This window comes from Photorhabdus sp. RM323S, assembly GCF_042879375.1.
Classification (GTDB): Bacteria; Pseudomonadota; Gammaproteobacteria; order Enterobacterales; family Enterobacteriaceae; genus Photorhabdus; species Photorhabdus tasmaniensis.
This window is the reverse complement of record NZ_JBHFKZ010000028.1, coordinates 36,101-59,335: the sequence shown is the minus strand read 5'-3', so window position 1 is coordinate 59,335 and position 23,235 is coordinate 36,101. Positions and strand designations below refer to the sequence as shown.

Genomic DNA, 23,235 nt, shown 5'->3' with positions numbered 1-23,235 from the left:
CGCTCGCGTTGTTCTTTGTTGTCAGTCAGTAAACGGTGGGTGTCCACCGTCAGAATAATCCCGTTGAGGGGCTGACGCTGACGGTTTTCAGTCAGCCAGGTGAGCAGGGCTTGCCACAGGCGGGCGGGCAACTGAGGCTTACTGGCGTCTGCTGGCGATATCTGATCGATAAGCAAGCCGTCCGGGTCAATGATGACTGCTTTCTCCCCCAGCCAGCAGCGCAGGTGCAGGGGGAAAGCCTCTTCCCCCTGATGGCGGTCCGGCAGGGTAATGTCAGTCAGTTTGTAGCCTTCCTGGATCAGTGTGGTTTTGCCGCTGGCGGTGTTGCCCAGCATCAGGTACCAGGGGCGCTGGTAGAGGTAATTCCAGGTACCGAGATGGCGCTGTAACTGGTCTTTCCAGTGATTAAGGTAGCTGTCCTGATGCGTCATATCGGCCAGGACCGGATCGATCTCCCTCAGCTCCACATCCAGTTTGAGTTTTTCGAGCTGACGCAGACGACGCCAGACTTTCGTACCGATAAAGCCCAGGGCCAGCAGCAGAATAAGGACGGTCGCCAGCCAGCGGGCGGAGAGATTTTCCAGCGGGTGGGTTTGTCTGAACTGCCAGCCGGGTCCCCACCACCATATCCAGAGGAGGGCAAGACAGGGCAGGAGAGCCAGTATCAGCGAGGCGGCGGCTTTGAGCGGCGGCAGGCGCGGCATCGCCGGTTTTTTGATATTTTTCAGAAGAAGAGAGAGCCAGTTCATGGGTTAACGCTCCGGTTTGCAATCGTATCTGTTGAGGCGGCGGTCATGGCGGCTTTTTCTGCCAGTACTGCCAGCAGGCCGGGCTCCCAATGGGTGAGTAGCAGGTGTTGTCCTGCCTGTAACAGATGCCGGTAATGTTGTTGTGCCAGGGCGGTCATGCCCGCCTGTTCAAGCAGCTGTGCCGTGAGCAGCTGACCGTAGAATTGATCGCGGGGTTCGGTCAGTGGTTGCTGGTGCTGTTCTGCCGCGTTGAGGGCGGCTTCCAGTCCGTGTTGCCGGAAACAGTACCAGATAGCGTCGTGATCCGGAGTTGCGCCGCTGTGGACGGCAGCAGTTGCCGGCGGTTGCAGCCAGTTCAGGGTTGAGGGTGAGATAAACGGACTCCTGTCGGAAAAACAGAGGGTCTGTAACACTGGCAGGCGTTTAAGAAAGGCGGTCAGTTCATCACGGATGGCCTCAGCGACGGCGGTGTAGCCGAGTTTTTCGGCGGCCTGAGCCGCGATAGCGTGGCCGTCAAGCCAGTAAGGTGCGAGGGTCAGGCTTTGTTCTATCTGTCGCAGCAGGGATTTATCGGCTGTGGGCAGTTTTGCCAGATAATCCGCAGTACGGTCTGACGAAGTCGGTGCCAGTGGGGTTTTGCCTTCACTGCTGGCCATTGGCGCGGTGGTCAGTGTGTGCCAGATGGCATAACGGCGCAGACGGTAACCTGTGGCGGTGTCAGGCTGACGTTCGCACAGGAGATCAGCGACAGTGAGTAATGTTTGTTTCCAAGCTTTTTCACTAGAACTGTCTACCGCGACATCCGGTGCGGGTGTCAGCGCTGAGGTGCCTGCGGGTTGTGCGGCAGTTTCTGCTGATTCAACCGGTACGGCTACGGGTTTTGGCGTGGGTTTGCGGGCATAGCGGGAGCGTAGCTGGTCGATCTCTTTAGCCAGTGCGGGTTCATCGGTATGCCAGCATTGTGCTAGATGAGCCAGTGCGCCTTGTGCCTCTTCGCGCTGAGTCTCATCAGCCTGTTCGCAGAAGCCGGTCTGAGCAGAATCAAAACGTTTGATGACCTGTTGTGCCAGACGACGTTTGAGCAGAGGTTTTTGTGGCCAGGCTGTTTGCCAGTAATGCTGGATGTAATCGGCCAGCAGCTCCATTGCCAGTATCAGTTCAGCGGGATTGCTGCTGTGTTGCAATGTGCGCAACAAGTGAACCATCAGCCTGAAATCTTTGCTTTTTTCGCTGAACAGTTGCAACGCCTGACGCTGGATCTCTTCAATGTCAAGGGTGGAATGGGCCAGTGATCCCAGCTTAACCATTTCCCCGTCAATATATTCCCAAGCAGGTTCGTTTTCATCCAGCTCTTTGCCAATTAGTTCATCCGATAGGGGGGTTAGCAGGAGTCCCTGCCAGTCAAATTGTTTCCTGATATCCATGGGATCACCAACGACAGGCGGTGCGTAAAGGTTTCACCGCCTGTTCCAGTTGAGAAATGTTGAATGTTATCTGACTGCCGTTGTCAGTTTTGATAGTCAAAGTGTGGCCTGTCATCAGTCGTTTAAGTTGTTCAATGCCGGGTAGCCCACGGCTGGATTCTAGCAGATAGCCATTTTCGCGTAAGAACCAGTCGGCGCTGAATTGGGTTATGTCAGTCGAAATCATCACCGTGCCACTGTCTTGGGGTTTAGCCAGCGCGACCTGTATCCGGGTGATGTTATCGATACAACTCAGCATCAGTACCGGCCGTGGTGGCAAAACACCGATCGCGGGCGTGGTGAGTATGACGCGGGTCGGTATTCCCGTGGATTGGGTCGTGATAAAACCGGTTGAATGGTCAGTGCGTTTCATTTCCTGTTCCATTGCCTGTCTCCAGGCCGGACCGGTTTTTTCTAACGGAATAACGGCAATCTTATCCACTTTATCCAATAGGCGATCATAGCAATCGAGTCTGATCAGCGGTGAAGGTTCTGAACGACATTGCAGTAAGGCCGATAGTGGCGGCTCTGTTGTGGCCTCCTGAGTAGGTGGAATATCAGGTGTGCCCGTCAGAGATGCGATTAATGAACTAACAAGTAGCAAGAAGCTCATAATTTACACCTGTATTTCGCCAGTTTGTAAGTCAGTGTACGGGGAGCAATTCCCAAGCTTTCCGCAATTTGTTTGGTGTTGTTGCCGTAGATATGCTGGCGTTGTATCAGTACCGCACATTCGAACTCTTCGATTGCCTCAGGCAGGTTGTCAATCTTGCTGTAATCGTGAGAGATGCTGGCTGATGTTTTGTTTTCTGTTGTGCTACTCAATGAAGCCAATAATTCATCAAGCTGTTTTTCTTTTTGGCGCTGAGTCTGAAAGACCTGGCGGATCTGGCGCAGTTGTTCACGCAGCTGTTCTAATTCCTGCAATCTTTTCAGCCGGTGCTGCATGACATAGCCGTAGATGTAAAACATGTTGTTATCGTCAGCAAAACGACCGACATCTTCGGCGAAAACAGCAATGACACCACACGCCTTTCCGTTACAGTTAAACAGCGGAATGGCATGTAGACCACAGCGGTGGGGAAGCTCTTCGACAAAGGTGCGAAAGTTTTGATTGTCTACCCGCACTCCTTGATTGAGTGATCCCCAGGTTGTGGGGGTGCCTTTGTACAGAATTTGTACCAATGGGTGGTTGATATCGCCAATATTGACATCCAGTTGCAGAGCGCTTATTTGGTTTGGCGCTGGCAGCCGATAGCATTCAAGGCGGTTTTCATTCACGTTAAGCAGAGAGACCAACAAGGCGTCAAAACGCTGGCGTTGGTGATTCACTTGAAGAAAGTGGTGAACCAGTTGCTCGATAGAGTCATTTTCCAATAACGCTAATGCGCTTTTCAGCCGTTGTTTCATTGTATCTCCTCAACCACCGCGTTGAATTCATGTGCATCAACGGTTAGCTGGATGGTACTGATCTGTTTTCCTGAGGCCATTTTTTGCAATAGCAGCAGGGATAGTGGCGGCAACAAAGCGCCATCAATGATCGATTCCAACATGCGTGCACCGTTTTCAGCGCGGGTTGCTCGTTGCAGTATCTCTTCAATAACGTCGTCACTGATGGTGACTTCGGCATTGAAACGTTGACCTAATAGGTTATCGAGGCGAACCAGTTTGCCCTGGATAATGGTTTTCAGGGTGTCATATCCTAACGGCAGATAAGGCACCACTTCCATTCGTGCCAGTAGTGCCGGTTTGAAGAAAGCCGCCAGTTCAGGGTAGAGCAGGTCGTTCATCTCTTCCGGTTTATCAGCGTTATCAACAATGGTTTGATAGCCCAGGTTGGAGGTGAGGAAGAAGACCGCGTTTTTGCAATCAATCACTCGGCCTTCACCATCGGCCAGTTCGCCTTTGTCGAATGCCTGATAGAACAGGTTCAGTACGTCAGGATGGGCCTTTTCCACTTCATCAAGCAGGACGACAGAGTAAGGTTTTTGGCGAATAGCTTCGGTGAGTACGCCCCCTTCGCCATATCCCACATAGCCCGGAGGTGAGCCAATCAAGCGGGAAACAGTGTGTTTTTCCTGAAATTCGGACATATTGATGGTGGTCAGGTATTGACGGCCACCAAACATTAATTCTGCAATTTGCAAAACGGTTTCCGTTTTACCAACACCGCTTGGACCTACCAGCAGAAAAGCGCCCAGTGGGCGACCGGGGCGACGTAGGTCGGCTCTGGCGGTCAGCAGATGTTGATGCAGGCATTTGATGGCGAGATCCTGCCCCTTGATGCTTTGTCCCAGATGGATTGGCAGTTCAGTGACAACAGAGAGTTCACTTTGTGAAAGACGATTAAGTGGTACGCCAGTCCATTCAGCGATAACCGCCGCAATCTGGTTTTTATTCACATGAGGAGAAACCAGTGTTTGTTGTTGCTGTAATAGCTCCAGCTGTTGATTAAGTTCAGTCAGTTTAGTAATCAGCTCTTCTGTTTTATCGGTTGTTTCTTCGATTGTTTCATCCGTTAACAGCTGACGACGCAGTTCAATAATTTGCTGAACTAGTTGCTGTTGTTGCTGCCAACTGGCTTCCAGTTCAGTCAGTTTTTCTGTTGTTTCTTGTTGTTGCTGCTGTAGTTCATCCAGTCTGGCAGTATGTTGGTTCAACCCCATCCGTTGTTCCCTTGCCAGCACATCCGATTCCATTTTCTGTTGGTGGAGCTGGTTTTTCAGTGCGGAAATCTGACGTGGAGGAGCGGTCAGGTTGATGGCAACACGCGCACAAGCGGTATCCAGTACATCAATCGCTTTGTCCGGTAGCTGGCGACCGCAGAGGTAACGGTCACTTAATATCGCAGAGGCTTTCAGCGCTTCGTCATCGATCAATACGCCATGAGCCTGTTCATAGATTGCCCGCAGGCCACGCATAATAATCGTGGCTTCTTCCGCTGTCGGTTCGGCTACTTTGACCAATTGGAAACGGCGGGAGAGGGCTGCGTCTTTTTCGAAATATTTTTTGTATTCGCCCCAAGTGGTTGCTGCGATAGTTTTCAATTCACCACGAGCCAAGGCGGGTTTTAGCAGGTTGGCGATATCCAGCCCGCCCTGTTGATTGCCTGCGCCAATCAGTGTGTGGGCTTCATCAATGAACAGAATAATTGGTACGGATGACTGGCTGATTTCATTCATGATGCCTTTGAAACGTTTTTCAAATTCACCTTTTACCGCCGCTCCGGCCTGTAACGCGCCCAGATCAAGTGTCATCAGTTCACTGTTGCGCAGTTTTTCCGGCACCTGGTTGTCGATAATGCGCAAAGCCAGCCCTTCAATCAGCGCGCTTTTACCCACGCCCGCTTCACCCACCACAATTGGGTTGTTTTTACGGCGACGGCAGAGAATATCGATCATCAGGTCGATTTCGGTGTCACGGCACAGCACCGGATCGAGTTTTCCCTGACGGGCCTGTTCTGTCATATTCTGAGTAAAACGAGCGAGCAGGCTGTCACTGTTGGCGGCGGTTTTGCCTTGTCCGTTTTTATCGTTCTCCACAACAGGTTGTTCGGCTGAGCCGGCGGTCCATTGTGCGAAGTTTTGCCGCAGTAATTCGCGGTTTATTCCCGATAGAAGACGTGCGGATTGTGGTGTCAGGTAACGTGATGGGCTGAACAGCAATGTCATCAGCATGACACCGCTGCGTAATTCCTGATGCTGCATTTCGGTTGATGCTAACAGCCAACTATCCTGTAACCACTCCACCAGCATCGGGGAAAAGTTGGGGTAGGCTTGAACCATCGTTTGATGGTGAGGGATCATTTGATCAAGCTGCTCTTTCAGCAATTCACTGTCCACCTCGGCTTGACTGAAGATCGCTCTGATATCACTGAGAGGTGTGTTGATCATTTGCAGCAGTAGCTGAGAAACAGTGATCTCGGGTTGCTGCTGACTGACACACTGTGCTGCCGCCGTTTCCAAAGCGTGCCGGGTCATCGGATTTAAGCGGTTAACTAATGTGGGTAGATCAATCTGGATCATCGGTTCTTTCCTAGCGCAGTAAATTATTTAGCTGTTGTAAGATGTTCTCGGTCTGGCTGTGCAGCCGGACAGCATAGAAGCCATAAACCACGACGAGCAGCGCAGTGCCGCTCCAGAACAGGTGTTTGATGGTCAGACGTTTACCCAATCGGTAGCGGCCATCACGCTCGTTAGCGTTACTGTGCAGAATGGTTGCTGGCGCTTCGCCCCGCAGTGTGTGCAGTTGTTGATGTAACCGGCGGAATAAATGTTCAAAATCATCACCTTTCTGCGAAGCCACTTTGTAGCGGCCACGGTAACCAAGGCAGAAGCAGAGATAAATAAATTCCAGCAGATGCTGATAGCGCTTAGGTTCACCCATTAAACGTTCCAGTAACTGAAAGACTTTTTCACCCCCCCAGGTTTCATTGTGAAATCTCACCAGCAGTGATTGTTGTAACCACTCATTTTTACTGTTCCAGCCATGCCCCAGTGCGGTTTCGTCAATGAAGGTACAGAGCATGTAGCGGAAAGAGACAATCGCGCCCGGTTCATAACCTTTGGTTTGCAGAAATTGTTCGATTGCCTGAATATCAGTCACAACCTGTTGGTAAAGTTGATCCGGCAGCGGCTGATCACCCATGTCTTTCATTCGCATCACCATGCCAAGCAGCGGTGTGGCAGCGTCAATCATCGGATTCAGGCTTTCTCCACGCAGCGGTAACTGATACTGACGATGCAGAACAATATCAGTGAGTTCCGGCGTTGGAGCCGGATTGTCATTAATGGCTTCGGTTTTCATTAGTCAATTCCACTGCTGACTGCCCAGAATTGCATGTCTAATCCAGGGAAATCCCCCGAGACATGGAAGGCGATAGAAGAGCCTTTCAGAATCTCTTTCCATGCCGTACCTTGTTGATCAAAACGGAAATAGGTGTAGCCGGCGTGGTAAGGCAACTGACGCGGGGCGGCAGAAAGAGCCTCTATAGAGACGCCCGGTAGCTGGACGCTAACCATATCGCGGATTTTTTCCTGTGATGTGACTTTGATTTGCTGAACAAACTGTCGGCGTAATTGCTCCTGTGGCATTTGTGCGCGGACAGCCAGAATGAAATCTGCTTTGTGCAACAGATCGGGATCATGGATAGTCGCTATCCGGAAGCCATTTCCTTGGTTTTGTAATGGTAAGGAAACAGCCCGTGGTATCAGGACGACACCCATTTCTCGGCGCATATTATGCATGATACTTAGGAATGTTTCGGTCAGATCGTTATGATCGTAGTCTGGTATATTATCGGCTAGGCGGGATTTATCCGTAAATGTTCTTAATTCAGCCCAAGTTTGGAGGACTTGAGTGAAAAAATCTTGTGGATGGAGAAGGGGCTGTTTGGAGTAATGGGCAAACCACGGATGAATTCGGTTAATTAACTGGAGCATCATAAATTCAGACACATCAGCGACACCTTGTTGACCTGGCAGACCAATTCTCTTTGCAAGGGATTCAGCCCGTTCTGCCAGTGCCCCTCCTATTTCATTCATATAGCGTTTCAAGCGTGTGGACACATTAACGGCAGTACAGGTTGGGATGAAGTTCTTATCAAGAGTGATGGCTCCGTCCGTAAGCCTTTCTTTGATCCGGCATATCGGCAGCAAGGAGAACGCACTGAGATCCTCTGAGCCCTGTTTTAAAACCGGTGTCAGTTGTGCCAGCATGAGCTGGCTGATATCACCGCCATCTGTGTGCAGGTCGCGGACATCATCCATATGTTCACGGTAGCGTACAGCCCCGGCCTGATCGGATTCCGCATGGGAGATTTCATTGAGGGTATCGCTGGTCATGGGTAGCGTCAGGTAGATATTTCTGCTGTCTGTCCCGCTAATATCTGCTATATCAAGCGGTTGAGGAATAGCATCCTGGTGCGGAATAGAGAATATGGTACCATCCGGCATGATACCTCTGGCCTCAATGATGCCGATGCGTCCCAGAGCGAGAAGATCCTTGTCGATAGTTAAGGAACTGAAACCGTAATAGTGATTGATAAAGGTCGTTAGACGGCTATGAGCCAGATAGTCATTATGTTTTTGCTGTTGTTGGAAGTGTTGTGGCTTGATAAATAATCCTTCGCGCCAAATCACCCGATTTTTACCTGACATAATTATTGCTCCTCTTTTCTAAGTTCAACTTCGTTCGCTCTGATGTGTACCAAGATGTGGTATTGCTGCCCTGTGTCTTTTACTTTGATCACTTTTTTCCATTCGGATTGATTGATATCGGCATAACGGACAATAACGCCGATATAACGGCTATTTTTTTCCAGCGGGATGACTGGCAACGGTTTGTACTGCCCCGGCAATAAGGTGTAATCCTGATGGTCGATGTAATTTTTCCCCAGCGCTTTATCCAGTTTGTCGCTCTCAAGCTGATCATAATCAGCGGCAAGCAGGCGGGAATCTTCACTGAGATAGATCAGATGCATTTCAACCGGCGTGGGTTCGCCATTTTTGTTGGGATTGATATCAGGCTCTGCCAGCAAAGTGATCGCTGCGGTGGAAGGTAGCTCCGCAGGTTGACCGACCGGGGTCGATGGATCCCAGACAACCTGTCCGACTTTCTTCGTCGCCTGCCATGCACTGCTGCAACCGCTTAATATCAGCGCTGCCAGCAATACAAACCATAAGGTATGATTACTGAACCATGAGGTATTACCGCCGGAGCGTTTCATTACTGGCTATCCTCTAAACCCTGACGCAGAGCGCGGTCATAAGCCTGTTCATAGACTTCACTAAACAGTTTTTCGAATCCCTGCTGACGGCTGGAAGCCAGTTCACGGTAATAGCTGGTGTACATTTCCCATGCCCAGGTTGCGTCTTTTTCCTGTGTCTCATTACTGCGACGGTATTGGGCAAAACGGTTGAGCAGGTGTTCCGGTGAGAAAGCATCCAGCATGGTGTTCAATGCGGTAGTGATCGCAATCCGGTTAGCCTGATAGTGCAGTTGCAGGTTGTGCAGGCTTTCAGCGATGGCTGACGGTGCAGAGAGATGTACCGGGCTTTTTTGATCCGCGAACATCACCTGCATGGTGGTGTCGTAATCCATATTGAGCCGCAGTGGGTTATCTTCGATAGGGCGTAGTTGCTTGTCACGCAGACCATGTTGTGCACGTTGCAATGCCAGTAAGCCTTCAATCGCTGCTTTCATGGTTTTACCCATTTCTTCCAGAAAGTCGTTAGCCTGTTGGCTGTTATGCAAAGGTAAGTGTGCGCTCAACCCCCGCATCAATGGTGTGATAGCGACATGCTGCTGTTCCATGTTCTGATACTGTTCACTTAAAGGTGAAGAGATACTCGGTAAATCAACAAAATCCCGATCCATAGCATTGCCTCTGTTGTCTGAGAGGGGAGAGAAGAATAATGGGGTGTTGTAATGGCCTTGTTGCAGGCTCTGGTTTATTTCGTTACTCACCGGGGTTTGGTCCAGTGTAGTCAGATTTTCGCTGTCAAGAACCTTAAGGGGATCATGGCTGAAATCGTGGTTAATCGTTGGTGCCAAAGAACGATGATCGGTGTAAGTGGTATCTTGGACTGGGTCTTTTTCCATCATGGCGTCCAGTGGATTGCTATAGCTGGAGACAAGCGATTCCGGTGATACCATCATGGGATCAATCCGATCTGCGTCGGAAAAACTGATATGGCTTTTGATCACCAATTTACCGACAGTAATTTCATCTCCTTGTTGCAATCGGATGAAGCCGGTGTCCGAGGTTAGCGGTGACTGATTCACAAATAGAGGCCCAGCGATCATTTGCAGGCAGAATGCGCCATCACGCCATTGGATAGTAAATTGTGATGGATTGATATTGCCTTTCTGATCCTGAACAGACCAAAGATGGCCCTCGCTGCTGCCGACGGTGCCGCCTTGAGCGGAGAACAAGCAACTGGCAGATTTGCCGCTTTCCAGTTGATCGCTGTTGATCACGCGTAATGAAAGGGTTGGTTGTTGTTTTTCCATCGTCTTTATCCGCTAACTGAAATTGTGACAAAGGGTTTCTTTTCCGGCTCGCCCAGAAAGCTGGTCCACCCCAGGTTATTGTTTTGTTTCGTGCCAAGTACCATGCCGCCTGCCTGGTTTTCAGCCAGTCCAAGACGTAGATCCCAAGCCAATTGATCACGCAGGACAAAACAGATAAACATCACTAGTGGCAAGAAATTTTTACCATCCGGGAGAAATGACAGAAAGTGTTCACGGGAGAGTTCATTGATACATAACATAAATTTGCTGTTGTAGCCTTTTACCCATGAACCGATGGTGAAGTTTTCGCTCAATATGGACATTTTCTTCTTTTTCTCACCATCTGCTGTTAGCTGTTGACCCAAGCGGTTTTGCTGTGATAACGGAATAGTGACTTTCCTTAATTGCCAACCATGCACAGTCACATCTTGTAGATCAAAGCAGTGTGAAACCAGGCTGCGTATCACTTCCGGCGATCGGCTCGGACTGGCTAGCATCCCGGCATAGGCTAGCATCTTGCTGTGATTGATATTTAAATGAGCACGATTCACATCACTACCGAGACCAACTAGAGAGAACATACGTTGAGAAAAATCGTCCATTCCGTTTTTGTCAAAGCAGATGTAATAGCGATATTTCCGCCAAATCTGATAAAGCATGACGATTGAACGATGATTGAAAATATTCAAAAAATCAGTCAGTCGGTTTTCGTTTTGAGCTTCCTCCCATGCCAGTGAATCAAGGTAGTAACCAGGCATAGGTGACTGGCTACCATGTAATCCAAGAAAAGAGACTTCCACCTTGAAACGACCTTGTTCGGTACGTTTCACAGAGACAATATCTCTGGTAGCAAAAGCCAGGCTGGCACTGGATTTAAAACTAATTGCTTCCCGGTCAGGGCGATCGGTTTGCCCTGTTTTTTCCCACGCTACCGCCAATTGGTTGAGTAATTCAACCAATTGATAAAAGTTGTATTTTGATACATCCAGTACTCGATTTTCTGTCGAGTCTTTACCTGTTACATCAACGCGTGTTGACCTATTTGTACCGGCCATTGATAACATTCCTGATTATCTAAATTGATCACCTTCAGCATGTGGAAGGAATTAATGCTGGCATATAATGCAAGGAAACGTGACAGTATGGTGCCGAACATATAGAGCTCACCTTCAGAACTGAAAGCCTGTTGTCGGATATACAATGTCGATTCTGAACCACGTACAGGAAGTCCTTTAAACAGGCGGTCTATTGGTTTCGTTTCAATCCGTTCAATCGCGTTCAGCCGTTTTTTTGATGACCGTGATGACTGCCTATTATGTATGCTGGGAAGATCGTAGGTACTCAGTACCTGTTTCAGGGAGTCCTTATTCAGTAATGTCATATAATTCAGTGACATATTTGAAATTAGGGACCAGTGATATTTGCCGCTCATCAATGGATAAAGTGGAACAGATGGGCGGGTTATATTACGAAATGACGCAAATGATGGGCTGCCCAGTGAAGCGTAATTAATGTCACCCACCCGTAGTTGCAGTGGCAGTTCGCGGTTGGTACAGGTCAGTTTGATAGAGACATTTTCATGCCTTTCTAGTTCCAGTAACTGCGATGCATCGCCACGTACGAAAGAGAGATAGTGTTCAAGCCCTTTACGGAACGGGGATTCTTTGACCTTGATACGGAAATAGCGGGTGTTGAGTTCACTTTCGTGCTCGATTTGATGATGAAAACTTTCAAATGGTACATAGTTCCGCTCACTACCGCGCGTGAAGTCGGGTTTACCATCGGGGCCAAGCAGATTGCTTTCTACTTTATCGACGGAAAAAATGTCGTAGCAATCAGGATGGCTGTAGCTGGCTTTCAATGGATATTCCGCCTTGCTGCCATCCAATAGGATAGCTTCGCTATCCATTGGGAAGAGGTTGATTGCCGGTACACAATGCAGCCGGAAAGTATCCTGACGGATTTTAACTTCCGGTGGAAGTGCTTCTGAAAAATAGAGGTTCAGCGTAAAATCACTGGCTTTAAGGTTCGCCGGTAACTTGGGGAAACCCGTGATATCAAAAAACAGAAACCCTTCAGAAAAGCAAAAGTATTCCTGTAAGATGCGATAACCCATATAAGAATTTTTTGGGTAAGGCAACAGGGCATCTTCCCGGTTAAAACCAACCGGAACGACATCAAAATCCGGCAATGAAATGGTGGTATCGCCTACGATAAGTTTTGCGTCTTTAAGGTAGTAACTGAGCCAAAAATAGAGCTGTGTACTGCTGTAATCATCGCCGCTCAGATAAAAACGCAGCTTATCAAGTTGCAGCTCTTGTAAGCTGAGTTCTCTCTTTGAGGTAAAGTTTAGACCAATAACACCTTGCTCATTGCTGTTATTGACAGAAATGTCCCGGATCGACATTGGGAACAGCCAGACATCACGGCATAAAGTGAAAGTACAGCGGTTGTCTTTTTCTGCTTCATTTGGGTCGGTACTGCTTGAGTAAATATTGTTATCATCTTCGTCATCATCATTATTTGCCAGCAGACGACTCTGGATTTGAGAACCGCGCTTAACCTGTGTGGCTTGTGTGACGACACTTTCATCGGGTGTGTACTGGATAATCGTCATGCTAGGTGTTGGCCGCAGATAATTTGGCCATAACATATGCAGTAACCCATGAGTCAGTTCGGGGAACTGATCATCAATTTTTGCCCGTAAATTACCGGCAAGGAATGCAAATCCTTCTAACAGACGCTCAACATCCGGGTCAGAGCCTTGTTCAGACAGAAATGAAGCGAGGTGAGGATGTTCAATTGCGGCTTGTTTCCCCAATTGTCTCAGGTAATCCAATTCCTCTCTGAAGTATTTTTCAAGTGACATATTTATTGAGTCCGCTCTAGGCAATAACGCCGGTTGTTATCTAGTTGAATGTTAAATTCAACGACGTCACGAATATCATCCAGGGATACTTTGGCACTGATGTGAAAACTCAACAGCAGCGGGTCACTATCATCGTGGACTGCACTGACAGAGACTGACGATATTCTTGGTTCATAATTTCTAATGCAATGCTCTATTGCCTGTTCAATACTTTGCTTAAAGTCAGTTGCGGTGGTTGTGGCGTCATTGAGATCAATAACGCCAAGATCTACCGCACTCTGACAAGCTCCAGGATGGGTATTGAGAACATTATTCAGGTGCCGTCTGATGGAGTTGAGTAGCTCACGCATTCTTGACTGGCGGGAAGAACCAGAGTTCTTCCCCTGAATACGCTCAAACAAGCTGGCAGAGCCTTCTCTATTCCAACTGTACAGCGCAGCCATGACTAATTACTCCTTATCCAAACGCCCTACTAGTGACAACTCAAAGCTAGCTCCCATGTATTTGAAATGAGGGCGAACTTGCATTGCCACCTGATACCAGCCTGGATCGCCTTCCACATCCAAAACCTGAATTTGGGCGGAACGCAGCGGGCGACGGCTGCGGACATCTGTTGGTGGATTTTCCTGATCGGCGATGTACTGTTTCAGCCAGGTGTTCAGTTCACGCTCCAGATCCTGACGCTCTTTCCAGGAGCCAATTTGCTCGCGTTGCAATACTTTGATGTAGTGTGCAAGGCGGTTGATGATGAACATATAGGGCAGCTGAGTACCCAGTTTGTAGTTGGTTTCAGCCATTTTCCCTTCGCGGGTATTCGGGAATACTTTTGGCTTTTGAACTGAGTTGGCAGAGAAGAATGCGGCGTTATCGCTGCCTTTACGCATTGTCAGGGTGATAAAACCTTCTTCAGCTAATTCGAATTCACGGCGATCAGTAACCAGAACTTCTGTTGGGATCTTGGCCTGGATTTGTCCCATTGCTTCGAACAGGTGAACGGGTAGATCGCTGACAGTACCACCACTTTGCGGGCCGATAATGTTCGGGCACCAGCGATATTTGGCGAAGCTGTCAGTCAGGCAGGATGCCAGCAGATACGCGGTGTTACCCCACAGGAAATGCTCGTGATCTTTGCTGACATCTTCCTGATAATTAAAGTTTTTAATTGGGTTTTCAATGGTTGAATATGGCAGACGCAACAGGAATCGTGGTGTTGTCAAGCCAAGATAACGTGAATCCTCAGATTCGCGCAGAGCACGCCATTTGGTGTGAGCTGGGCCTTCGAAGACAGATTTCAGATCTTTAATTGCTGGCAGTTCTGTAAAACTGCTGATGCCAAAGAAATCAGGTGCGACAGAGGAGAGGAATGGCGCATGAGCCATCGCACCAACCGCGCTGACGTATTGCATCAGTTTGATATCGGGTGAGCTATTGCTAAATGCATAGTTACCGATGACTGCGGCAACCGGTTCACCACCAAACTGACCATAACCCGTTGAGTAAACATGCTTATATAAGCCTGACTGGATGATTTCTGGTGAGAATTCAAAATCTTCCAGTAATTCTTCTTTGGTGGCATGGATGATGTTGATTTTGATGTTTTCACGGAAATCTGTGCGATCAACCAATAATTTCAGTGAACGCCATGATGATTCCAGCTCCTGGAACTCTTTGGCGTGCATGATTTCATCAACTTGAGTGCTCAGTGTGTTATCAAGTTCAACGATCATTCTGTCAACGACGAGCTTGTTGATAGGTTCTTCGTTAGAACCTGTATCCAAGATGCTGCTGATGAAAGCCGCAACACCTTGTTTTGCTATATGGTAGCCGTCATTTTCCGGCGTCATTCTTGCTTGAGACATAATTTCGTCAAGCAAAGAGGTGGTAGACCCTGGGGCTAATGTTGTACTGCTCTCTTCATGTAAGGACATGTTAAAAACTCCTTTTCAGTCAATTACTTTTGATTGACGATTTCAAGTTCTTTTAGAAGTTGTTCGCGGACTTTTTCATCACCCAGTAATTCTTGTAAACGGGTGCGGAACGCCGGAATATTTCCTAACGGCCCTTTGAGTGCGACAAGTGCTTCACGTAGTTCCAAAAGTTTATTTAATTCAGGAACCTTCTTGGCTACGTTATCGGGTGAAAAATCGTTTAGTGATTTTATTTCCAGGTTAATTGGCAGGTCATCTCCACTATCATCATTGAGACGATTAGGGACGCTAAATGTGAGATTGATGTTTGCTTCATTCATCACGGAATTAAAGTTATTTTTGTGCACAGAAACAGCTTGACGTTCTTCAATTGGCGTATCTTCTTTCGTCCCTTTGATATCACCAACAATAAGTAAATTAAGTGGTAATTCAATTTCAGCTACCTGATCACCGGTATTAGGAACGTATTTGATATTAATCCTTTCCTTCGGCGCTACACTACCTGGGCTATTTTTACTCATATTAAAATCCTTCGGGTAATACAATTTGGCAATTAGGAATTATTGACAACAATATTGATGAGAGAGTTGCCCTGATACCTACCTATATGTGACGGATAACATAAAATCCCTTCCTGGTTTAAAGAAACGGAGGATTCACTGCATTGAATTGGGTAGTAAACCGATTTGTATGAGTATTATAGATAAATACGGATTCAGAATATTCTTACGCATCGAGCAATAGCATCAATATAGACAGCTCTGCAAAGCAGAGTGTCGCATTTTGTTTTTTTATTGTAAAGATAAAACATAGGAAGATATACTCCTCTATTCGGCCTTTTGATGATTTTATTATGTTTTGCAATAATTTACGCTTTGATCTTTCCTTAAATCATTTCTTTATCAGCTCCCCCAATATAGTAATATTAGCAGCTATTTTTCTGGGTATTTATAAATTTTTTGTGATTTTTTGTTTCATTGTGTAACAAAGTGTTTCCAGATGTATTCCTGTTTACATTTTGGAATTAATTTCATATTGTAAATATTACTTCGTTATTAATTAGGTGAGTGATTTTGATTTTTTGATCTAATTTGTCAATTTTAAATTGACCAAGAAACAATTTTTCTTGACTTTATTTAAACCTTTATATTTCATGTTGATATGTGATTTTTCCACTAAGAGGAATTATTGTCATCAGTTTATTATTCTGTTTTTTGTTAAAAAATAACATTATTATATAGTAATGGTGCTAATTGTAATATTTATGTTTGTCAGTGATGGGCAAACAATTTTGCAATTTAGATTTTATTTTGAAATGAGCTGTTTGGTATTTATTATTCATTTCAGCGTCCATACATTTGTAAGTGATTTTTTTCAAAATGAAATAGTTACTATTGAAATTAATATGAGCGCTACCTTAAATATGTTGACACAATTTCTTAAAGGATATTTTCATGCCAACTCCATGTTATATTTCCATCACTGGAAAAACCCAAGGTAATATTACTGCTGGCTCATTCACTGCTGAATCAGTGGGTAATATTTATGTTCAGGGGCACGAAGATGAGATGCTGGTTCAGGCATTTGATCATGTAGTTACCGTACCAACTGATCCTCAATCAGGTCAGCCTTCTGGTCAGCGTGCTCATAAACCATTCCGTTTCACAGTTGCATTAAATAAATCGGTTCCATTGCTTTATAACGCATTGGCTTCTGGTGAAATGCTGACGAATGTGGAATTGAAATGGTACCGCACTTCTGTTGAAGGGAAACAAGAGCATTTCTTCACAACTCAGTTGGAAGATGCCACTATTATCGACATTGATTGCAAAATGCCGCATTGTCAGGATTCAACAAAATCTGAATTTACTCAGTTGGTTCGTGTTTCTCTGTCTTATCGTAAGATTAACTGGGAACATACAACCGCAGGTACTTCTGGCGCAGATGATTGGCGCGCACCTATTGTTGCCTGATAGGTAATATCATTATTCAGCCAATGGAATATCTTTTCATTGGCTGAAAAACTTAGTTGTTTTATTAAAATTAAGGATTGTTAATAACTACCTTCAATTTCTTTCAGTTTATTTTCTTCTTTTCTTCTTTTTATTTAATCTATTTTTTACACGTACTATTTAACGATATTACTAAATGCTTCCGATAACACTCAGCCATTTTTTTGCTTTTATTTTAGCCGTTTTCTTGGTTGTAGCGGATGTTAACGTTTCTCTGTGACTATTTTAAACGGCTGATTTGATAAATATCACTATAGAATATTACATATTCAGGCAATTGTTTAATGCATTGTTTTTTTAATTTCACAACTTCTGCTTGTTTGTCGTGTGTAAGCATTGCTTATGATTGGTAGTGAGAAGACAGGTAGTATCGTGTTCTTAAATATCATATTTAGTCCTGATAGAATATTTTACTTATCCTAAATTTTAACGAATATGACAAGATTGATCTTCTGGGTTTGGTATTCATGATCCTGCCATTTTTATTGCTAATGGGGCTATAATGGTGTCTTACCATCTGTCCCACCTACTGGGATGGGTTTTTAGTTGTCAGGTATTCCATACTGGCAAGTAATCTATTCTCTGCTCTGGGATCTAAAACCTAATGTTAAGTTATCGTCACAGCTTTCACGCCGGTAATCATGCCGATGTACTGAAACACACTGTACAAAGCCTGATCATTGAATCTCTTAAAGAAAAAGAAAAACCTTTTCTCTATTTGGATACTCATGCTGGTGCTGGTCGCTATCAACTCAGTGGTGAACGTGCTGAACGTACTGGAGAGTATCTGGAGGGCATTGCCCGCGTCTGGCAGCGTGAGGATCTACCACAAGAATTGAAAGCCTATATGAGTGCAGTAACCGCACTGAATCAGAGTAGTAATTTACGTTATTATCCAGGATCGCCTTTAATTGCCCGCCATTTATTGCGGCAAGATGATAAGTTCAATCTGACTGAACTGCATTCGAGTGACTACCCTTTATTACGTAATGAATTCTCCCGTGATAACCGTTCCAGGGTTGTACGTGAAGATGGTTATCAGCAATTAAAATCACAATTGCCACCACAGAGTCGCCGTGGATTTATCCTTATTGATCCTCCTTATGAGCTGAAATCTGATTATCAGGCGGTTGTTCAAGCAATTCAGGAAGGTTATAAGCGTTTCGCCACAGGTGTTTATGCGTTGTGGTATCCGGTGGTATTACGCCAGCAGATCAAACGTCTGGTTAGAGATCTGGAAGCAACTGGTATTCGTCATATTTTGCAAATTGAGCTGGCTGTCCGGCCTGATAGTGATCAACGAGGGATGACCGCCTCTGGCATGATCGTAATTAATCCCCCCTGGAAGTTGGAACAGCAGATGAAATCGGTGTTGCCGTGGTTACACAAGGTTCTGGTGCCGGAAGGAACAGGCCACACATTGGTTAAATGGATTGCACCAGAATAACTTTCAGCAATGGCAGTGAGAGCCAGAACCATCACAACTAATTGATACTTTTTGCCATAATAGGCTTTCGGGTATTGACCTTTTACACTGATTAGATGGAAACGATCCAAATGAGCAAGCATTACAACTATATAGCAATTGGTGGTGGCAGCGGTGGTATTGCATCAATTAACCGTGCGGCTATGTATGGACAGAAATGTGCCCTGATTGAGGCTAAAGCATTGGGGGGAACTTGCGTTAATGTGGGATGTGTGCCGAAAAAGGTGATGTGGCATGCGGCGCAAATTGCTGAATCTATCCATCAGTACGGGCCGGATTACGGCTTTGATACTACCGTCAACCGCTTTGACTGGAAGACACTGGTTGCTAGTCGTACTGCTTATATTGATCGTATCCATCAATCTTATGAACGTGGTTTGGGTAATAATAAAGTTGATGTTATCCAAGGTTTCGCCCATTTTGTTGATGCACACACCGTTGAAGTGAATGGAGAGAAAATAACCGCAGATCATATTTTGATTGCAACGGGTGGGCGCCCTGTCCGTCCTGATGTACCAGGTGCGGAATATGGTATTGATTCTGATGGTTTTTTTGAACTGGGAGAGATGCCAAAACGGGTTGCGGTTGTTGGTGCGGGTTATATTGCGGTGGAGATTGCTGGTGTATTACATGCGCTTGGCAGTGAAACCCATCTGTTTGTCCGCCAACATGCACCGTTGCGCTCTTTTGATCCGATGATTGTTGAAACGTTATTGGAAATTATCAGTATCGAAGGACCCGCTTTGCATACTGAATCTGTGCCGAAAGCAGTGATTAAAAATGTGGATGGCAGTCTGACTTTGCAACTGCAAAATGGCAAAGAACAAACCGTTGATACTTTGATCTGGGCTATTGGCCGTGAACCGGCAACGGATAATCTGAATCTGTCTGTAACCGGTGTTGAGCTGAACGAAAAAGGCTACATCAAGGTTGATAAATACCAGAATACCAATATGAAAGGTATTTATGCAGTAGGTGATAACACTGGTGCGGTAGAATTAACACCTGTTGCGGTTGCAGCAGGTCGTCGTTTGTCCGATCGCTTGTTTAATAATAAGTCGGAAGAATATCTGGATTACACTAATATTCCAACTGTCGTATTTAGCCATCCGCCGATTGGTACTGTCGGTCTGACTGAACCTCAGGCAAAAGAGCAATTTGGTGAAGATCAGGTGAAAATTTATCAATCTTCTTTTACTGCGATGTATACCGCTGTCACTCAACATCGTCAGCCATGTCGAATGAAACTGGTGTGTGTCGGGCCGGAAGAGAAGATTGTTGGCATTCATGGTATTGGTTTCGGAATGGATGAAATGCTGCAAGGTTTCGCTGTTGCATTGAAGATGGGAGCAACTAAGAAAGATTTTGATAACACGGTTGCAATTCATCCAACTGCGGCGGAAGAGTTTGTAACGATGCGGTAATAATATTGTCGAAAATCCACCTATACATCTTTTCTATTCTGGAAAATACGTTAAAGGCCGGTTCTATCCGGCCTTTTGCTTAAAGGGGGCGGGGAGGTGCTACTTTTTGCTTAAATTTTAACAAGATCATCGACGATGAGTTGGTAGAACACGCCCGAATTACCGGTTCCATTGACACAGCACTATCCATCCGAAACACTGATTCAATGGATGTCATATTTCAATTTATGAACGCATTAAACAATGAACTAAATACTAGTCAATATTCCTCAGAAAGCTAGATTTAGCTGCTTTTTTTGAGGTGGATCAAATAAAAGGGATTGAATATGGAAAAACTGCAACAACAAAGCCGTAGGGCTTTTCTTAGTCAAACAGGTAAGCTCACCACCGTTTGCGCGGCGATTTCCCTGACTGGAGGGATCGCACAGGCGGTGCCGTCAACTGTCGGATCCGAGGTATCACAGATTCAGACTACTCTTACTGATCGTCATTACTATCTAAGTGATGTGCTGTTGGAAGAGGGATTTGAATATGACGCCGATACGGTGATCGGCACCCGTACTGCATTATATACGTTGGAAATCAAAGATGGCAGGATCGTTGCCATCCATGCTTCCGGTACGCCGCTTAACACGAATCAACCATGCTATCAGGCACGGGAGCAGTTGCTGTTGCCCGCCTTCCGTGATATGCACATCCATTTGGATAAGACTTTCTACAGTGGCCCATGGCAGGCACCGAGGCCTCGCCAGGGTAAAACCATCATGGATATGATTGCCCTGGAGCAGACTCTGATCCCCAAATTGCTACCCACTTCACAGCAGCGGGCAGAAAGCCTGATTGGCCTGTTGCAATCTAAAGGCAGTACGGTAGCACGCAGCCATTGCAATATCGATCCGGTTAGTGGTCTGAAAAGCCTGGAACATTTACAGTATGCTTTGGAAAATCACCGTGATGATTTCACTTGTGAAATCGTTGCCTTCCCGCAGCATGGTTTGCTGCATTCCAAAGTGGAAGGGTTGATGCGCGAGGCGATACAGATGGGCGTGCAATACGTTGGTGGGCTGGATCCTACTAATGTAGATGCTGCGATGGAAAAATCACTGGATACTATGTTCCAGATCGCGCTCGATAATAACGTTGGTGTGGATATTCATCTACATGAGGTAGGCCCTGAGGGCGTTGCTGCTATCAATTACATGATTGATACGGTGGAGAAAACACCCGCCTTGCGAGGTAAGGTCACTATCAGCCACGCTTTCGCCTTGACCACGTTGAACGAGGGCTCATTGGCAGAAACCGCTTCCCGTTTAGCGGAGCAGCAAATCACTATCGCCTCCATAGTCCCGATCGGTAGCCTGATGATGCCATTACCGCAACTCAGAGCCAAAGGGGTGTTCATCATGACGGGTACTGACAGCGTGATCGATCACTGGTCGCCATTCGGCACTGGTGACATGTTGGAAAAGGCTAATTTGTATGCGCAATTGTATCGTGGTTCAGATGAATTTCATCTTTCCCGCGCTATGGTTATTGCTACAGGCGGTGTATTGCCACTTAATGACCAAGGCCAGCGCATTTGGCCGCAAGTGGGTGATAAGGCTGACTTTGTTCTGGTAGCAGCCAGTTGTTCAGCCGAGGCGGTGGCACGTCTGCCGGCCCGTCAGGCAACATTCCATCAGGGGCGTTTGGTGGCTGGTGCAGTGGTCAGAGCCTGATCCAGAAAAGAGTACCATCGGTCATTTTCTCATTAAGTGGCTGTTTTTGGTTTTCTGCTCGTATCTAACGAGTCTGACACAAGCCTCTGCGGGCAGAAACAAGCATCCAGGTGATGTTTGATGAATTTATCCAGCATGGGAATGTTACTGATTTTGTAACCATTCCACAATAAAATCAGCCACTTGTTCAGGCTGATTGATATTCAAGTGTGGCAAAGTAGTTTCCAGTTTTTCATCACTGGCAACAGCAATCACATATTGATCAATGAGGTCGCTTAATGGGTGGTTAAGAATACGGCGGTATAGCATGATCTTATTGATTGGTTCGTTCTTAAAGCCCTCGACCAGAATCAGATCCAGTGAATCTGGATCAAAGCGACTGGCAAGATAGCTCAAATCTAATTCCTGCGAATCTGGCGTTTCTGTCATTAATGCCCAGCGCTGCTGGCTGGCGACCAGCGTTTGTTCTGCGCCAGCTTTGCGCAGTTCATAACTGTCTTTGCCCGGTTTATCTACATCCATATCGTGATGAGTGTGTTTTATCAGACCAACCCGGATTTGCCGTTGGCGCAATAATGGGATCACTTTTTTGAGAAGCGTAGTTTTTCCTGTACCGCTGTATGCCGTGATGCCAAGTAGTGGAAGAGGTCTTGTACTCATTTTCTGGTCTCCTGCATATATTCCCAATTCCGGCAATCCCCTGGTGTGTTCAGATTGGTAAAAGCAGCTGGATTATCGTCAAACTGAACAGCTATTGCGCCAATCTTGTGCATAAACAGCATCAGTTTGCGATCACCATCAGCCAGATAATTTTCCAATTGACAGAACAGACTACAGTGCAGTAGAGCGAGAGTAGGGTGAGCGCGATTGCCATCATCTGCATAGGCGGCTAATGCCTGCTGCTTGCCCTGCCATAAACGAGTGACTAAATCAGGGGGAAAGCCCGGTACATCACAAGGAACAAACACAACCCAATCGTGGCTGGCTGATTTTAGGGTTGCCAGCATTCCAGACAGGGGTCCAGAGAAGTCTGGTGTTAAATCAGGAACAACTTGATCACAACTTTGTCGGTAAATATCCAGATTACGGTTGGCGTTGATGATTAATTCATCTACCTGTGGCAACAGTTTATTCGCAATACGCTGGTACAGCGGTATCTTATGTAAGAGAATCAGCCCTTTATCATGACCACTCATGCGGGTAGCACGGCCTCCTGCGAGGATCGCACCGCTTATTTTTGGTTGCATAATGTTCAATCTATCAACTAAGACGGTTATTGTCCGCTAATATAACCTTTTTTAGTTTGGTTATTTGGGCTTCATCAAACGCTTTTCAGATAAGATTATCGGATAACTCGCTGATAAAATAACAATCTTTACGCTTATTGACAGAGCAATTCTTTCTCTGAGTGGCTATCCCTGTTAATTTGTATAGACTTTTGTTTATCACATTGAAAATATGTGGCGCAGGGGTAACAAGGGAAATTCCGGGGCTGAAAAAGGTTCACGAAGCAGATTTTAAAACTGCGTTATTGTGCGCCCGTGGCGTTATTACAGATTAATCAAGAGAATAG

At 46.3% G+C, this 23,235-nt stretch carries 20 protein-coding genes and 1 pseudogene; 5 read left to right on the top strand and 16 right to left on the bottom strand.

All coding sequences use genetic code 11. The annotated features are described in order from the left end of the window. From ACGF7G_RS12995 to tssB, 14 genes are all read right to left on the bottom strand, one after another. The coding region (locus ACGF7G_RS12995) for a type VI secretion protein IcmF/TssM N-terminal domain-containing protein (protein ID WP_387465997.1) at positions 1 to 749 on the bottom strand (749 nt) is incomplete at its 3' end. After that, positions 746 to 2,173 carry a type VI secretion system protein TssA gene (gene tssA, locus ACGF7G_RS12990; RefSeq protein WP_387465995.1) on the bottom strand — a complete coding sequence of 476 codons (1,428 nt, stop codon included), beginning with the start codon at positions 2,171 to 2,173 and terminating at the stop codon, positions 746 to 748. The genes ACGF7G_RS12995 and tssA, both read right to left, overlap by 4 nt. A gap of 4 nt (positions 2,174 to 2,177) precedes the next feature. After that, positions 2,178 to 2,825, bottom strand: a complete 648-nt coding sequence (gene vasI, locus ACGF7G_RS12985) for a type VI secretion system-associated protein VasI (protein ID WP_133814276.1) — start codon at positions 2,823 to 2,825, stop codon at positions 2,178 to 2,180. Next, the gene (locus ACGF7G_RS12980; RefSeq protein ID WP_387465992.1) at positions 2,822 to 3,622 is read right to left on the bottom strand and encodes a helix-turn-helix domain-containing protein; all 801 of its coding nucleotides are present in this window, start codon (positions 3,620 to 3,622) and stop codon (positions 2,822 to 2,824) included. The genes vasI and ACGF7G_RS12980 overlap by 4 nt, the downstream gene beginning before the upstream one ends. Next, the gene (gene tssH / locus ACGF7G_RS12975; protein WP_387465990.1) at positions 3,619 to 6,237 is read right to left on the bottom strand and encodes a type VI secretion system ATPase TssH; all 2,619 of its coding nucleotides are present in this window, start codon (positions 6,235 to 6,237) and stop codon (positions 3,619 to 3,621) included. Before tssH ends, ACGF7G_RS12980 begins: the two co-directional genes overlap by 4 nt. A 10-nt stretch (positions 6,238 to 6,247) precedes the next feature. Continuing rightward, on the bottom strand, positions 6,248 to 7,018 hold the full coding sequence (gene icmH / locus ACGF7G_RS12970) for a type IVB secretion system protein IcmH/DotU (protein ID WP_387465988.1): 771 nt from the start codon (positions 7,016 to 7,018) through the stop codon (positions 6,248 to 6,250). Next, positions 7,018 to 8,370: a type VI secretion system baseplate subunit TssK gene (gene tssK / locus ACGF7G_RS12965; protein WP_387465986.1), complete on the bottom strand. Its 1,353-nt coding sequence runs from the start codon at positions 8,368 to 8,370 to the stop codon at positions 7,018 to 7,020. The genes icmH and tssK overlap by 1 nt, the downstream gene beginning before the upstream one ends. Positions 8,371 to 8,372: 2 nt before the next feature. Then, positions 8,373 to 8,939, bottom strand: coding sequence for a type VI secretion system lipoprotein TssJ (tssJ, locus tag ACGF7G_RS12960; protein ID WP_133814281.1), 567 nt, complete (start codon positions 8,937 to 8,939; stop codon positions 8,373 to 8,375). After that, on the bottom strand, positions 8,939 to 10,225 hold the full coding sequence (tagH, locus tag ACGF7G_RS12955; protein WP_387465984.1) for a type VI secretion system-associated FHA domain protein TagH: 1,287 nt from the start codon (positions 10,223 to 10,225) through the stop codon (positions 8,939 to 8,941). Before tagH ends, tssJ begins: the two co-directional genes overlap by 1 nt. Before the next feature lie 5 nt (positions 10,226 to 10,230). After that, positions 10,231 to 11,280, bottom strand: a complete 1,050-nt coding sequence (gene tssG, locus ACGF7G_RS12950; RefSeq protein WP_133814283.1) for a type VI secretion system baseplate subunit TssG — start codon at positions 11,278 to 11,280, stop codon at positions 10,231 to 10,233. Next, positions 11,244 to 13,094 carry a type VI secretion system baseplate subunit TssF gene (tssF, locus tag ACGF7G_RS12945; RefSeq protein ID WP_387465982.1) on the bottom strand — a complete coding sequence of 617 codons (1,851 nt, stop codon included), beginning with the start codon at positions 13,092 to 13,094 and terminating at the stop codon, positions 11,244 to 11,246. Before tssF ends, tssG begins: the two co-directional genes overlap by 37 nt. Before the next feature lie 2 nt (positions 13,095 to 13,096). Then, positions 13,097 to 13,537, bottom strand: a complete 441-nt coding sequence (gene tssE, locus ACGF7G_RS12940) for a type VI secretion system baseplate subunit TssE (protein WP_387465980.1) — start codon at positions 13,535 to 13,537, stop codon at positions 13,097 to 13,099. Positions 13,538 to 13,543: 6 nt separating this feature from the next. Then, the gene (tssC, locus tag ACGF7G_RS12935; RefSeq protein ID WP_387465978.1) at positions 13,544 to 15,022 is read right to left on the bottom strand and encodes a type VI secretion system contractile sheath large subunit; all 1,479 of its coding nucleotides are present in this window, start codon (positions 15,020 to 15,022) and stop codon (positions 13,544 to 13,546) included. Between the two features lie 23 nt (positions 15,023 to 15,045). Continuing rightward, complete coding sequence (tssB, locus tag ACGF7G_RS12930; RefSeq protein WP_133814287.1) at positions 15,046 to 15,543, bottom strand: type VI secretion system contractile sheath small subunit; 498 nt, start codon at positions 15,541 to 15,543, stop codon at positions 15,046 to 15,048. Positions 15,544 to 16,476: 933 nt separating this feature from the next. Between tssB and ACGF7G_RS12925 the strand changes: the two genes are divergently transcribed. From ACGF7G_RS12925 to ACGF7G_RS12910, 4 genes are all read left to right on the top strand, one after another. Continuing rightward, positions 16,477 to 16,995, top strand: coding sequence for an Hcp family type VI secretion system effector (locus ACGF7G_RS12925; RefSeq protein WP_021323277.1), 519 nt, complete (start codon positions 16,477 to 16,479; stop codon positions 16,993 to 16,995). 643 nt (positions 16,996 to 17,638) lie between these two features. Continuing rightward, entirely contained in the window at positions 17,639 to 18,481 is an 843-nt protein-coding gene (locus ACGF7G_RS12920) for a 23S rRNA (adenine(2030)-N(6))-methyltransferase RlmJ (protein WP_387465975.1), read from the top strand. Positions 18,482 to 18,591: 110 nt separating this feature from the next. Further along, the gene (gene gorA / locus ACGF7G_RS12915; protein WP_387465973.1) at positions 18,592 to 19,944 is read left to right on the top strand and encodes a glutathione-disulfide reductase; all 1,353 of its coding nucleotides are present in this window, start codon (positions 18,592 to 18,594) and stop codon (positions 19,942 to 19,944) included. Positions 19,945 to 20,270: 326 nt separating this feature from the next. Continuing rightward, positions 20,271 to 21,662: an amidohydrolase family protein gene (locus ACGF7G_RS12910; protein WP_387465972.1), complete on the top strand. Its 1,392-nt coding sequence runs from the start codon at positions 20,271 to 20,273 to the stop codon at positions 21,660 to 21,662. Between the two features lie 144 nt (positions 21,663 to 21,806). Here the strand turns inward: ACGF7G_RS12910 and mobB are convergent, their stop codons facing one another. Both mobB and mobA read right to left on the bottom strand, forming a co-directional pair. Continuing rightward, complete coding sequence (gene mobB, locus ACGF7G_RS12905; protein ID WP_133814291.1) at positions 21,807 to 22,322, bottom strand: molybdopterin-guanine dinucleotide biosynthesis protein MobB; 516 nt, start codon at positions 22,320 to 22,322, stop codon at positions 21,807 to 21,809. Beyond that, positions 22,319 to 22,909, bottom strand: a complete 591-nt coding sequence (gene mobA / locus ACGF7G_RS12900) for a molybdenum cofactor guanylyltransferase MobA (RefSeq protein WP_207627404.1) — start codon at positions 22,907 to 22,909, stop codon at positions 22,319 to 22,321. Before mobA ends, mobB begins: the two co-directional genes overlap by 4 nt. Before the next feature lie 188 nt (positions 22,910 to 23,097). Here mobA and ACGF7G_RS12895 point away from each other — a divergent pair. Then, positions 23,098 to 23,223: pseudogene (locus tag ACGF7G_RS12895) on the top strand (DUF1040 family protein); the annotation flags it as partial. Positions 23,224 to 23,235 lie beyond the last annotated feature (12 nt).